The following is a 13175-nucleotide window of genomic DNA, read 5'->3' on the forward strand; positions in this document are numbered from 1 at the left end:
TATGAAGAAGCAACCTATGGCATTACGTAGGTTGCTTTTTTTAGCCTGGAAGTGCCTGTAAAAGGAGGACAAAGCTGTGAAGGGAAAAAAAATTGTACTTGGTGTTACAGGAGGAATAGCTGCCTTTAAAGCCGCGGCTCTTGCAAGCAGGCTGTACCAGGCAGGGGCAGAGCTGCGTATTATTATGACTCCGGAAGCGAAAGAGTTTATCACTCCGCTTACATTTCAGGCGCTGACCCGCTCAAGAGTGTATGACGATACGTTTGCAGAAGCCGACCCTTCGGTTGTTTCCCATATTGATGTGGCAGACTGGGCGGATGTGTTTATTGTAGCTCCTGCGTCAGCCAACACGCTTGGAAAGCTTGCGAACGGGTTGGCAGACGATATGCTCACGACTACAATGATGGCGACGCTTGCCAACGTCTATGTCGCACCGGCGATGAACGTCAACATGTATAATCATCCTAGCTTTCAGCGCAACAAGGAAACATTAAAGCAGGACGGCTACCGGTTCATTGAACCCGGGGAGGGCTATCTTGCCTGCGGCTGGATCGGCAAAGGCCGGATGGCAGAGCCCGAGGATATTATGCAGTTTGTGCAGGATGCCGAGGATGTGGGCACTCCGCTTGCAGGCAAACGGGTGCTTGTCACAGCTGGCCCAACGCATGAGCATATTGATCCGTTCCGGGTCGTTACCAACCCGTCGAGCGGAAAAATGGGTTTTGCGATTGCAGAGGAAGCAGCCCGGCGGGGAGCAGAGGTGACGCTGGTGGCGGGGCCGGTGACGCTCTCCACCCCCGGCGGCGTCCAGACAAGAATCGACGTGGAAAGCGTGGAGGATATGCGCGAAGCCGTGCTGACCCATTACGATACGTCGGATGTGGTTATTAAAGCTGCCGCTGTATCTGATTACCGGCCCGAGACCGTTTATGAAAAGAAGCAGAAGAAAAAGGGCGACAGCCTTGAGATACCGATGGTGAAAACACCGGATATTCTCCAGGAGCTCGGAGAAAAAAAGAAGCATCAGCTTTTGATTGGCTTCGCTGCAGAATCGGAACACCTCGTGGAATACGCAGAAAGCAAGCGGCAGCGTAAAAACGCCGATTTAATTGTAGCCAATGAAATCGGCAAAGCGGCCTCCGGCTTCCGTGCCGATGAAAATACAATCACCTTCGTGGATGAAAACGGAGCCGTTTCTTTTCCTGCCCAGTCGAAGCATGAGGCGGCGGCAGAAATTATGGCCTGGCTGCAGAAACGAATAGGAGACGCGTAACTATGTACGCCAAAGTTATTGTTGATATAGCGACCGGCCAGACGAACCGGGCATTTGATTATGAGATCCCGGCATCTCTCGAAATGCTCGCGCGCCCCGGGTCGAGAGTGACGGTGCCATTTGGCGCCCGGAAAATTCAGGGGTTTATCTGGCGGATCGAAGAAAAAACAGAGCTTGCCCGGGTGAAGCCGATCACGGATGTGCTTGATCCCCATCCGGTGCTCACCCAGGAGCTGCTTGAGCTAGGAGAATACCTCGCCGTGGAAACGGTATGCTTTTTAATCACCGCCTACCAGTCGATGATCCCGGCGGCTATCCGGGCAAAGCCAAAAAAGAAAATTGAGCGGCTCGTATCTGTGGAAACTCTGCCGCCTGTGCTGCAGGCGGTGTTTCAGAAGCAGACAACAGTCGACTGGAAGGACCTCCCGGACGAAAAAGCTGTGATGCAGCACGTGCAGGAAGCTGTCCGGCATGAACAGATCCGGATCGACTACCAGGTGAAGGACCAGACGAAAAAGCAGACCAGGCGGATGCTGCGGCTTCATCCGGAGCACCGGGCGCATGCGGCTTCGCTTACCGCGAAAGCGAAAAAGCAGCTCGAGCTGTATGACTGGTTTCTTTCGATTGGGGACGAAGAGGCAGCTGTGCCTGCTGCACAGCTGCTGCACGAGCAGACGGCGAGCCGGGCCGTCATTCAGGGCCTTGTGGAAAAAAATATCCTAATGGAACGGGATCAGGAATCATACCGGGACCCGTTCGAAGACCGCTTATTTGAGACTACCCCCCCGCAGGAGCTGACACATGATCAGCAGCAGGCGCTTGCCCCGATTACGGAAAAAGCGTCCCGGCAGCAGCACCATACGTTTTTGCTGCACGGGGTCACCGGAAGCGGAAAGACAGAAGTGTACCTGCAGGCCATAGACCGTGTGCTGCAGCAGGGGCGGGAGGCGATTGTGCTCGTGCCGGAAATTTCGCTCACCCCCCAAATGGTTGAACGCTTTAAAGGGCGGTTTGGTGACCAGGTGGCGGTGATGCACAGCGCTCTTTCAAGAGGCGAGCGTTATGACGAATGGCGCAGGGTGCATGCCGGAGACGCGAAAGTAGCGGTCGGAGCGCGGTCGGCGATTTTTGCCCCCTTCAAAAATGTCGGCCTGATTATCATTGATGAAGAGCATGAAGGCAGCTACAAGCAGGAGGACCACCCCCGGTACCATGCCCGCGAGGTAGCGATCTGGAGAGGCAGGTATCACGGAGCTCCGGTCGTATTGGGGAGCGCCACGCCGTCGCTGGAGTCTTACGCCCGTGCCGGCCGGGAAGTTTATCAGCTGCTTGAAATGCCGGAGAGAATCAATCAGAAACAGCTGCCTGCCATCGATGTGGTGGATATGCGAGACGAGCTTCATAAGGGCAACCGGTCGGTATTTTCCGAAACGCTGCTTGAAAAGCTGAAGGATCGTCTGGAAAAAGGAGAGCAGAGCATTCTGTTTTTAAACCGGCGCGGCTACTCTTCGTTTGTGATGTGCCGTTCATGCGGCTATACTGCCGAATGCCCGCACTGTGAAATTACGCTCACATACCATCAGACAAAGCACCAGCTGAAGTGTCACTACTGCGGCTATGAAGAAGCGATGCCTTCGACTTGTCCGTCCTGTGAAAGCGAACAGATCCGCTATTTCGGTACAGGCACCCAGAAGGTGGAGGAAGAGCTGACGAAGGTGCTGCCGGAGGCGCGGATTATCCGTATGGATATGGATACGACGACGAAAAAAGGATCCCACGAGCAAATGCTTCGCCGGTTCGGAAACGGAGAGGCGGACATTCTGCTCGGTACCCAGATGATTGCCAAAGGACTGGATTTCCCAATGATCACACTGGTCGGTGTGCTTGCCGCAGACACTATGTTGCATCTGCCTGATTTCCGGGCGCCGGAGCGGACCTTTCAGCTGCTTACCCAGGTGAGCGGCCGGGCCGGCCGGGACAAGCTGCAGGGTGAAGTCGTGATTCAATCCTACAGCCCTGATCATTACAGCATCCAGTTTGCTAAAAATCACGACTACCCGTCGTTCAGCCGGCATGAAATGGGCCAGCGCAAGCGGGGCGGCTATCCGCCGTACTACTATTTAACGATGGTCAACGTCTCTCACGAAGAGATCGGGGTAGCGTTAAAGACGGCGGAAAAAGTGACGAGCCGGCTGCGGGAGGAATTGTCGCCGCAGGCAAAAATTCTCGGGCCGACCGTTTCTCCGATCGCAAGGATCAAGGATAGATATCGGTACCAATGCATGATAAAATACAGGGATGAGCCTGAATTAACGAAAATCCTGAATGATATTGCTGTACATTATCAAAAAGAGACAGCTCAGGATAAGCTGTTTATTACGATTGATATGTACCCGCAGTTGTTTCTATAAGGTAAACGCCAGCCCCGCTGCTTCGATAGTGACCGACGCACGGGGCTGTGTATTGTGAAAAGAGGGATAAATATGAACATTTTATTTATGGGAACGCCGGACTTTTCGGTCCCAATCCTGCGGCGTCTGCTTGAAGAGGGCTATCCGGTAACTGCGGTGGTCACTCAGCCGGACCGCCCGAAAGGAAGAAAAAAAGAGCTGACCCCGCCGCCGGTCAAAGCAGAAGCAGAAGCGTGGAAGCTTCCTGTACTGCAGCCGGAGAAGCTGAAAAACGAAGCTTCATTAAACGAAGTGCTGGCAGAGAAGCCGGATTTAATTATTACAGCGGCCTTCGGCCAGATTCTGCCGAAGAAGCTTCTTGAAGCTCCGTCCATTGCAGCGGTGAATGTGCACGCTTCCCTGCTTCCTGAATACCGCGGAGGCGCCCCGATTCACCAGGCGGTCATCGACGGCCGGGAAAAAACAGGCGTCACGATCATGGATATGGTGTCGAAGCTTGATGCCGGCGACATCATCCGTCAGCAGGAAGTGACGATTGAATGGGAGGATACGGTCGGGGATGTGCATGACAAGCTGAGTGCCGTCGGAGCAGATCTTTTGATCGACACGCTGCCCGCGGTTATTGACGGGACGGCGGAACGGACTCCGCAGCATGAAGATGAAGTAACGTTTGCGTCAAATATCCAGCGCGGTCAGGAAAGAATCGACTGGAAGCAGAGCGGCCGCTCGATTTATAACCAGATCCGCGGAATGAACCCGTGGCCGGTGGCCTATACAGAGAAAGAGGGAAAGTCGATCAAGCTGTGGCGGGCTGAATGGATTGACGCGTCCGTCAGTGCTTACGGGGGAACCATTACCGCTATCGCGGATGACTACATTGATGTGGCAGCCGGTGACGGCACGGCGGTCCGGCTGTGGGAGATTCAGCCGGCCGGAAAAAAACGGATGAAAACGGCCGAATTTTTGCGTGGCAGCCACGGCTGGTCCAAAGGAGAGAGTTTTAATGAATAAAACGGAGCCTTCCTATTCCCTCCGTTATACAGCTGCTGCCCTGCTCGAGCGGGTGGAGACCGGCCAGGCCTTCAGCCACCTGCTGCTCTATCACGAGCTCGCCGGGAAAGCATGGTCGAGGGAGGATGCCGGCCTGCTGACCGAAATTGTTTACGGCACCCTGCGCCGCCAGAACACCCTCGACTACGTGCTCGGGGTTTTTGTGAACAAACCGCTAACGAAGCTTGACGCCTGGGTACGCGTGCTTTTGCGCATGAGTGTGTATCAGATGCGCTATCTTGACCGGGTGCCGGACCACGCCGTTGTGGATGAGGCGGTGAAAATCGCTAAGCAGCGGGGAAACAAAGGGGTGAGCGGTTTTGTGAACGGGGTGCTCCGCTCCCTTCAGCGCAAAGGATTTCCCGACACCTCTGCAATCAAAAATGCAGAGGAACGGTTGGCCGTCGATTACAGCCATCCGGCATGGATGCTGAAGGAGTGGCAGAACGCCTACGGAGAAGAAACAGCCCTCCGTATTGCCGAAGCAAACAATGTCACGCCAAAAACGAGCGTGCGGGTCTCCCCGGAGGCTGAACTCGAAGACGTGCAGGAAATGCTTGAGCAGGAAGGCATTCAGACAACCCGCGGGGCTATTGCGGAGAAAGCATTAATTGTAGAAAAAGGAAATGTTCTCGTCACCGAAGCGTATCAGAACGGCTATATAACGGTGCAGGACGAAAGCTCCATGAAGGCCGGCGAAGCACTGAAGGTTGAAGAAAGCATGGATATTCTCGACGCCTGCGCCGCCCCGGGCGGAAAATCAACGGACCTGGCTGAGCGTACCGGACCGGGCGGAAGCGTGACCGCCCATGACCTGAGTGCAAAAAAGCTAAACCAGATTGAAGAGCAGGCGGCAAGGCTGCAGCTTGAAAATATCGCAACTGCCGCCGGGGATGCACGTCAATTGACAACGACTTTTCCGGCGCGTACATTTGACCGGGTGCTCGTCGATGCTCCGTGCAGCGGACTTGGCGTTATCCGGAAAAAGCCCGAGCAGAAATGGGCCAAAAAAGCAGAGGATTTTGAACGCCTGCCGGAGATACAGCAGGAAATATTGAATGAAGCTGTAAGTATGTTACGATTTAATGGAAGGATTGTGTACAGCACATGTACCATTCGTCCAGAAGAGAACGAACAGGTGTGGGAAGCATTTTTGCACCGGCATCCAGAACTTACGCCAGACCATGAACTGACCGACAAACTAAACATTTCAGAAATAGAGCATTTTTCCAGCGACTACGGATGGTGCACGATTCTTCCCTATGAATACGGCACAGACGGATTTTTCATTGCTGCGGCGGTAAAAAATAATCAGTAAGAAACGGAAGGAGCATAAGCATGCAGATTTTAAAAAAGGAGGCGCCTGCCCCGCAAACGGACAGCCCCTCCATGTACAGCTTGAAATACGAGGAACTTGAACAATGGTTAAAAGAAAACGGGGAGCCGGCATTCCGGGCGAAGCAGCTGTTTGAATGGATGTATCAAAAGCGCTTAACCTCCTTTGAGGAAATGACCAACATCCCGAAAACGCTTCGCGAAAAGCTCGAAAGCACATTTACACTGACGACGTTAAAAGAGGTCATCCATCAGCAGTCCCAGGACGGCACGATTAAGATTTTGTTTGAGCTGCAGGACGGCTATACGATCGAAACCGTACTGATGAAGCATGATTACGGCTACAGCGTCTGTGTAACCACCCAGGTAGGCTGCCGGCTCGGCTGCACCTTCTGTGCTTCCACACTCGGCGGCCTGAAAAGAAACCTCGAAGGCGGCGAAATTACCGCCCAGGTTCTTGAATCCCAGCGTCTGCTTGACGAAAGAGACGAACGTGTCAGTTCGATCGTTGTAATGGGAATCGGCGAGCCGTTCGATAACTACGACGGTCTGATGAACTTTCTGCGCGTAGTCAATCATAACGATGGTTTAAACATCGGTGCACGTCACATTACCGTTTCCACCAGCGGGGTCGTGCCGCGCATTTATGATTTTGCCAACGAAAACATGCAGATCAATTTCGCAGTATCCCTTCACGCAGCGAACACAGAAACCCGCAGCCGTCTGATGCCGATCAACCGCGCATGGGACGTCTCTGAGCTGATGGATTCGATCCGCTACTATCAGAAGAAAACGAACCGGAGAGTGACGTTTGAGTACGGATTGTTCGGCCAGGTAAACGACCAGAAAGAGGATGCAGACGAACTCGCTGACCTGATCGGTGATTTGAAATGCCACGTCAATCTGATCCCTGTGAACGACGTTCCGGAAAGAAATTACGTGCGTACCACAAGAAATGACATTTTCGCGTTTGAAAAGGCATTAAAAGACCGCGGGGTGAACGTAACGATCCGGCGTGAGCAGGGGCACGATATCGATGCAGCCTGTGGACAGCTGCGTGCCAACCAGCGGAAGGAAGAAACGGAGGCTAATTCCCAGTGAACCATATGTTCTTAACAGACCGGGGGAAAATCCGTCCCCATAATGAAGATACCGGAGGCATTGTCACGCATGCTTCCGGCATTGTTTTAGCTGTCGTAGCCGATGGAATGGGCGGTCACTCGGCCGGGGATGTGGCAAGTGCCATGGCCTATCAGACGTTAAAGGATGCATGGGAGGAAAACCCGTCTGTTGATTCCATTGAACAGGCGTCCGAGTGGCTGACTGACAACATGATGAAAGCAAATGAAGCCATCATCCGCCACGCCGATCATTATCCGGAGCATGCGGGAATGGGAACGACCCTTGTCGCAGCTATCTGCCATCCGTCGTTTACCGTGACCGGAAATATCGGCGACAGCCGCAGCTACATCTGGACGGACCGTACTGTTCAGCAGCAGAGTGAAGACCACTCCCTTGTACAGGAGCTGTATAACAAGGGACAGATTTCAGCACTCGAAGCGGAGTCGCATCCGCAGAAAAATATATTAACGAAAGCACTCGGCACGGACCGCGGCCTTTCCCCTGACATCTACACGTATGAATGGGGCGAAGGGGACGGCGTGCTTCTTTGTACCGACGGGCTGACAAATAAGCTCGGTTCTGAAGACATGACCCGGATGCTCGATTCCCACAAACACCTTCGTGAAGGTGTGGAAGCAATGGTGCAGGCAGCTAACGACCGCGGAGGCGAAGACAATATAACGATTGCGGTGGTATTGCGGGAGGAAGAGGTATGGACCAACTGATCGGACGCCGTATCAGTGACCGTTATCATATTAAGCGCCTCCTTGGAAGCGGCGGTATGGCGTACGTGTATCTCGGAGAGGATATGATTTTGGAACGGCTGGTGGCAATTAAAATTCTTCAGCCGCAGTTTAACGGCGATGAGGAATTTCTGCAGCGTTTCCGGCGGGAATCCCGGGCAGCCACTATTCTGGGCCACAGAAACACGGTCAATATTTATGACGTTGGCGAAGAACGGGAACTGCATTATATTGTCATGGAATACGTGGAGGGCCAGACGGTGAAGGAAATGATCCGTCTGCATGGGCCTCTGCCGCTTGAACAGGCGGTCCATATGACCAAGCAGCTGCTTGAGGCATTGATGCAGGCGCACAGCCATGGCATCATCCACCGGGACATTAAGCCCCACAATCTTCTTTCTAACGACCGCGGGGAAATAAAAGTAGCTGATTTTGGTATTGCCCGTGCTGCGTCTGCTTCTACGATCACGCAGACTAATACGATGATGGGGTCCGTGCATTATATTTCGCCGGAGCAGGCCAGAGGCGGCATGGTAAGTGCGCGCTCGGACATCTATGCAGCCGGTGTCGTTCTGTTTGAAATGGTAACCGGGATGGTTCCCTACAATGCAGAATCCGCCGTGAGTATTGCTTTAAAACATATCCAGGAGCCGCTTCCGGATCCTGCACAGCTCCGGCAGGGCCTGCCGCAGAGTCTGTCGAACGTTATTTTAAAAGCTGCGGCGAAAAGCCCGGATGACCGTTACGCGAGCGCCGAAGAAATGTATGAGGATATCCGTTCTGCGCTGTCGGACGAGAGAAGAAGCGAACGCCCTTATTTCATCCAGAACGGTTATGCCAATGCCCATGATCGGGAATGGGCGGATCCCCAGGCGGCTGAAGAGGATACGATGGTAGCAGCGCCGGCTGTTCAAAAAGAGGATCAGAGTGCTCCCGGCCCGGAAACGACAGTGGACCGGCAGTCGGAAAAAACGAAAAAATGGCCGTATGTTGTGGCCTGTATACTCGTATTTTCAGGAGCAGCCTTTTTCTACTGGCTGCTTCCAGAGATGTTTGTGGTAAGCGGTGCTGTGAAAGTATTTCCCTTAGTGCAGACAACAGGGTGGAACGTGGCTGATGCAGAGCCGGTTCAAGTATTACAAGAAGGGGCGAAGGTATGGCGACAGGTCGAATTGTAAAAGCAGTCAGCGGTTTCTACTATGTAGATAGTGAAGAAGGGTATTTCCAGTGCCGGGGCCGCGGACTGTTCCGCAAACAGAAAATCAAACCGCTTGTAGGTGATTTTGTACGGTTTGAAGCAGAAAATCATACAGACGGATACGTACTCGAAATTAAAGAACGCAGTAATGAACTGGTGCGCCCGCCGGTCGCAAATATTGACCAGGCGCTGCTTATATTTTCCGCTGTCGAGCCCGATTTTTCCACCTGGCTGCTCGACCGTTTTCTTGTGCACGTGGAAAACGAAGAAATTCAGCCGGTGATTTTGGTGAGTAAATGGGATAAAGCAGACGAGGCAAAAAAAGAGACGCTGCGGGTTATTCAGAAGGATTATGAGCATATCGGGTATCCGTTTCACTTTTACTCGACGAAAACAGGCGAAGGCCTCGAGGAGGCAGCCGCTTATTTCCCAGAGAAGTATTCTCTATTGTCCGGGCAGTCGGGAGTGGGGAAATCCTCGCTGTTGAACGCGGTAGCGCCTGACCTTGATCTTGAGACAGCGAACATTTCCGGAGCGCTCGGGCGTGGAAAGCATACGACAAGGCATGTGGAGTTTCTGCGGGTGAATGACGGATGGGTGGCAGATACGCCAGGATTCAGCTCGCTTGATTTTGGCTCAATCACAGCTGAAGATCTTGATATCTGTTTTCCGGAAATGCGGGCAAGAATGCCTGACTGCAAGTTCCGCGGTTGCTCCCACAGGCAGGAGCCGGGCTGCGCCATACGGCTAGACGTGGAAGAAGGACGTATTCCGTCCCATCGCTACGAGCATTATAAACAGTTCCACGAAGAAATTTCATCCACTCCGAGGAGGTATTAATGATGATAAAAATAGCGCCTTCTATCCTGTCAGCTGATTTTGCGGACTTGGGCCGGGCGGTGAAGGAAATTGACGAAGCCGGGGCGGATTACATACATATCGATGTCATGGACGGCCACTTCGTTCCGAACATCACGTTCGGGCTTCCGGTTATCGAAGCAATTCGCCCGTACAGTGATAAACCGTTTGACGTGCATTTAATGATTGAAAAACCGGAACGCTATATTGCAGATTTTGCCCGGGCGGGGGCCGACATCATTTCGGTGCATGTGGAAGCATGCCCCCACGTGCACCGTACAATCCAGCAGATTAAAGAAGCCGGCTGCCGGGCCGGTGTAGTGTTAAACCCGGCAACACCGGTGGAAATGGTCACCCATATTTTGCCGGATGTGGATCTTGTGCTTTTAATGACTGTGAATCCGGGCTTTGGCGGCCAGGCGTTTATTCCAAACGTACTCGACAAAATCAGGGCAGTGAAAAAGGCGGCGGATGTCGTTAATCCGGAGCTCGAGATTGAAGTGGATGGCGGAGTCACCCGGGAAACAGCGAAAGATTGTCTTGAAGCCGGAGCAAATGTGCTTGTGTCGGGCTCGGCTCTATTCAGGCAGGAGGATAAAGCAAAGGCGATCAAAGAATTAAAACAGTAAATAATATTATTATGTAAACTGAAAAAACCTATAAAAAAAGCGGCGCTTTAGCCGCTTTTTGCTTTATACGCGTGTGACTTTACCGGATTTTAATGCTCTCGCGGAAACGTATACGCGTTTTGGCTTACCGTTTACAAGAATACGGACTTTTTGCACGTTAGCTCCCCAACGGCGTTTCGTTGCATTGTTGGCGTGAGAACGGTTATTTCCAGCTTTAGGGCCTTTCCCTGTTACATAGCACTTGCGGGACATATGCGGCACCTCCTTATTAATATCAAACAAAATTACCCATACTCAAATATATTAGCACAGAGCCTGTACACACGCAATGTTGATTCACCAAAAATACAATTATGCTTTTCTTTTAAGGCAAACGTGGTTATAGTGATAATGGCAGAGTTTACTTTGAAAAGAAGCTGGATTGTCCGGGGATTGCGGGCGTCTGGAAAGGAAGGAAACGAGACATGAGCTTCGAAATATATTCGTCAAACGGAACCATCGATATCACACTCGAAGTGCTTGCCACTGCTGTGGGAGCGGCAGCCATGGACTGCTACGGCATCGTAGGCATGGCGTCCAGAAAACATTTTAAGGACAATTTGTCGGAACTGCTGCGAAGAGAAAATTATTCCAGGGGAGTAGTTGTTCGGGAAGAGAACGATCTTATCTATATTGATATGTATATTATCGTAAGCTATGGTACGAAAATTTCTGAAGTGGCTCATAATGTGCAGCGGAAAGTAAAGTACCAGCTGCATAAAATGCTTGGGCTGGATGTGGCTGCTGTGAATGTATATGTACAGGGTGTCCAGATTGAATCAGCCTTACCATAGGAAGAGACGGATGAAGGAGAGAGAAAAATGGATCAATTAGTACGCGGTCCTGAGCTGGGAAGGATGCTGAAGCAGGGAGCTTCTGCACTGCAAAAACACAGCAAAGAGGTAGACGCAATGAATGTGTTTCCAGTTCCGGATGGGGATACAGGCACCAATATGAGCTTGACGATCCGCTCGGGCGTTGAGCAGCTCCAGGAGAACGATCATGCCGGGGACACGGCCAAGCGTTTTTCCAAAGGGCTGCTGATGGGCGCGCGGGGGAACTCCGGCGTTATTTTGTCACAGCTGTTCCGTGGCTTTGCCAAATCGATGGAAAAAAAAGCTGAGCTGCGTACAGAGGACGTGGCAGAAGCTTTTGAGCAGGGAGTGGATGCTGCGTACCGGGCAGTAATGAAACCGGTGGAAGGAACAATCCTCACGGTGGCCAGGGAAGCTTCTCTGGCTATGAAAAATGAACATGATGCCAGCGGGCTTGGGCTTGAGGAGTGGATGAGGCGGTTTTTGAAAGCGGCAAAGGAAGCGCTTGCGTACACGCCGGAGCAGCTGCCGGTTCTAAAGGAGGTTGGTGTGGTTGACTCTGGTGGCCAGGGGCTTGTGTACATATATGAAGGGATGCTGCACGCGCTCACCGGGGAGGAGGAGGAAGAAGGAGAATCCGCGCCTTCGCTCGACCAGCTTGTAAAGCTTGAGCACCATAAAGATCCGGCCGCCCATGGCGGAGCCGAAGCTATTACGTACGGCTACTGTACCGAAGTGATGGTCCGCTTTGCAGGCAGTGAACCCTCCTTTCAGGAAGAAGCCTTCCGGGAGGAGCTTTCGGCCCACGGGGATTCCCTTTTGGTGGTCTGCGATGAAGAGCTGCTGAAGGTTCATATTCACGCCGAAGAACCAGGGAAAATTCTGGAAAAATCCCAGCGTTACGGGGAACTGATTCATATAAAAATCGAAAATATGCGCGAACAGAACCGTGCCCTGCAGCAGCAGGGCCCCTCGGCCGGGGAAGAGGCCGTGTCCTTAGTGCCATACGGCTTTGTGACTGTGACAACCGGCGACGGGATAGCTGCGCTTTTTGAAAGCCTCGGAGTGCAGGAGGTCGTCCACGGCGGGCAGTCGATGAACCCGAGCACCGAAGACCTTCTCGAGGCAGTCAGCCGGGTTCAGGCGGAGCATGTGTTTTTACTGCCGAATAACGGCAACATTGTGATGGCTGCCGAGCAGGCAGCAGACATCAGCGACAAGCAGGTAACGGTTATTCCAACCAAAACGGTTCCACAGGGGCTTGCCGGGATGCTTGCATTTGATGACACAAAAGACGCTGAGGCAAATAAAGAAGCAATGAAAGAAGCCACCCGGTACGTTAAATCCGGCCAGATCACCCACGCCGTCAGGGAAACAAGTATTGACGGAAAGAAGATTCAGGAAGGCGATTTTATGGGCATCTGGGAAAAGGACATTGTTACTGTCCACCAGGAGATGAAACAGGCCTTTCAGGAGCTGCTTGCACAGATGGTGGACAGCGATAGTGAAATTATTACGCTGATCAGTGGAGAAGATGTGAGCGAAAAGCAGGCGGATGAACTTGCCGCAGAGATTGAGCAGGCGTACCCTGATGTGGAAATAGAAACACATACAGGCGGACAGCCGCTGTACCAGTATATTGTTTCCGTAGAATAAGCTGCCCCGGGCGGCTTATTTTTTTGTATAACGCGCAGCAGTACCT

At 52.6% G+C, this 13175-nt stretch carries 12 protein-coding genes; 11 read left to right on the plus strand and 1 reads right to left on the minus strand.

Annotation, left to right across the window (positions count from 1 at the left end):
• Positions 1–76 precede the first annotated feature (76 nt).
• From coaBC to rpe, 9 genes are all read left to right on the plus strand, one after another.
• Complete coding sequence (coaBC, locus tag SIC45_RS05455; protein WP_298784241.1) at positions 77–1273, plus strand: bifunctional phosphopantothenoylcysteine decarboxylase/phosphopantothenate--cysteine ligase CoaBC; 1197 nt, start codon at positions 77–79, stop codon at positions 1271–1273.
• Between the two features lie 2 nt (positions 1274–1275).
• Positions 1276–3684: a primosomal protein N' gene (priA, locus tag SIC45_RS05460; protein ID WP_319631345.1), complete on the plus strand. Its 2409-nt coding sequence runs from the start codon at positions 1276–1278 to the stop codon at positions 3682–3684.
• Positions 3685–3756: 72 nt separating this feature from the next.
• On the plus strand, positions 3757–4695 hold the full coding sequence (gene fmt, locus SIC45_RS05465) for a methionyl-tRNA formyltransferase (RefSeq protein WP_319631346.1): 939 nt from the start codon (positions 3757–3759) through the stop codon (positions 4693–4695).
• Complete coding sequence (rsmB, locus tag SIC45_RS05470; RefSeq protein WP_319631347.1) at positions 4688–6052, plus strand: 16S rRNA (cytosine(967)-C(5))-methyltransferase RsmB; 1365 nt, start codon at positions 4688–4690, stop codon at positions 6050–6052. The genes fmt and rsmB overlap by 8 nt, the downstream gene beginning before the upstream one ends.
• A gap of 20 nt (positions 6053–6072) precedes the next feature.
• Entirely contained in the window at positions 6073–7170 is a 1098-nt protein-coding gene (rlmN, locus tag SIC45_RS05475) for a 23S rRNA (adenine(2503)-C(2))-methyltransferase RlmN (RefSeq protein ID WP_319631348.1), read from the plus strand.
• 5 nt (positions 7171–7175) lie between these two features.
• On the plus strand, positions 7176–7916 hold the full coding sequence (locus SIC45_RS05480; RefSeq protein WP_319632932.1) for a Stp1/IreP family PP2C-type Ser/Thr phosphatase: 741 nt from the start codon (positions 7176–7178) through the stop codon (positions 7914–7916).
• Positions 7904–9112 carry a Stk1 family PASTA domain-containing Ser/Thr kinase gene (gene pknB, locus SIC45_RS05485; RefSeq protein ID WP_319631349.1) on the plus strand — a complete coding sequence of 403 codons (1209 nt, stop codon included), beginning with the start codon at positions 7904–7906 and terminating at the stop codon, positions 9110–9112. The genes SIC45_RS05480 and pknB overlap by 13 nt, the downstream gene beginning before the upstream one ends.
• The gene (rsgA, locus tag SIC45_RS05490) at positions 9091–9972 is read left to right on the plus strand and encodes a ribosome small subunit-dependent GTPase A (RefSeq protein ID WP_319631350.1); all 882 of its coding nucleotides are present in this window, start codon (positions 9091–9093) and stop codon (positions 9970–9972) included. Before pknB ends, rsgA begins: the two co-directional genes overlap by 22 nt.
• A 2-nt stretch (positions 9973–9974) precedes the next feature.
• Positions 9975–10619, plus strand: a complete 645-nt coding sequence (gene rpe / locus SIC45_RS05495; protein ID WP_298784258.1) for a ribulose-phosphate 3-epimerase — start codon at positions 9975–9977, stop codon at positions 10617–10619.
• A 63-nt stretch (positions 10620–10682) separates the two neighbouring features.
• Here the strand turns inward: rpe and rpmB are convergent, their stop codons facing one another.
• Positions 10683–10871, minus strand: coding sequence for a 50S ribosomal protein L28 (rpmB, locus tag SIC45_RS05500; RefSeq protein WP_022792731.1), 189 nt, complete (start codon positions 10869–10871; stop codon positions 10683–10685).
• 212 nt (positions 10872–11083) lie between these two features.
• On the opposite strand from rpmB, the gene SIC45_RS05505 reads away from it, so the two are divergent.
• Together SIC45_RS05505 and SIC45_RS05510 are read left to right on the plus strand one after the other, a co-directional pair.
• The gene (locus SIC45_RS05505; RefSeq protein ID WP_298784263.1) at positions 11084–11452 is read left to right on the plus strand and encodes an Asp23/Gls24 family envelope stress response protein; all 369 of its coding nucleotides are present in this window, start codon (positions 11084–11086) and stop codon (positions 11450–11452) included.
• Between the two features lie 27 nt (positions 11453–11479).
• Positions 11480–13129: a DAK2 domain-containing protein gene (locus SIC45_RS05510; protein ID WP_319631351.1), complete on the plus strand. Its 1650-nt coding sequence runs from the start codon at positions 11480–11482 to the stop codon at positions 13127–13129.
• The last annotated feature ends 46 nt before the right edge of the window (positions 13130–13175 follow it).

This window comes from Marinococcus sp. PL1-022 (assembly GCF_033845285.1).
Taxonomy (GTDB): domain Bacteria; phylum Bacillota; class Bacilli; order Bacillales; family Marinococcaceae; genus Marinococcus.

What these genes read in the sequence shown, in the direction of transcription:
- fmt (WP_319631346.1), top strand. Translation starts at nt 3,757, where the DNA reads ATGAACATTTTATTTATGGGAACGCCGGACTTTTCGGTCCCAATCCTG.
- pknB (WP_319631349.1), top strand. Translation starts at nt 7,904, where the DNA reads ATGGACCAACTGATCGGACGCCGTATCAGTGACCGTTATCATATTAAG.
- rsmB (WP_319631347.1), top strand. Translation starts at nt 4,688, where the DNA reads ATGAATAAAACGGAGCCTTCCTATTCCCTCCGTTATACAGCTGCTGCC.
- SIC45_RS05510 (WP_319631351.1), top strand. Translation starts at nt 11,480, where the DNA reads ATGGATCAATTAGTACGCGGTCCTGAGCTGGGAAGGATGCTGAAGCAG.
- rlmN (WP_319631348.1), top strand. Translation starts at nt 6,073, where the DNA reads ATGCAGATTTTAAAAAAGGAGGCGCCTGCCCCGCAAACGGACAGCCCC.
- SIC45_RS05505 (WP_298784263.1), top strand. Translation starts at nt 11,084, where the DNA reads ATGAGCTTCGAAATATATTCGTCAAACGGAACCATCGATATCACACTC.
- SIC45_RS05480 (WP_319632932.1), top strand. Translation starts at nt 7,176, where the DNA reads ATGTTCTTAACAGACCGGGGGAAAATCCGTCCCCATAATGAAGATACC.
- rsgA (WP_319631350.1), top strand. Translation starts at nt 9,091, where the DNA reads ATGGCGACAGGTCGAATTGTAAAAGCAGTCAGCGGTTTCTACTATGTA.
- priA (WP_319631345.1), top strand. Translation starts at nt 1,276, where the DNA reads ATGTACGCCAAAGTTATTGTTGATATAGCGACCGGCCAGACGAACCGG.
- rpmB (WP_022792731.1), bottom strand. Translation starts at nt 10,871, where the DNA reads ATGTCCCGCAAGTGCTATGTAACAGGGAAAGGCCCTAAAGCTGGAAAT.
- rpe (WP_298784258.1), top strand. Translation starts at nt 9,975, where the DNA reads ATGATAAAAATAGCGCCTTCTATCCTGTCAGCTGATTTTGCGGACTTG.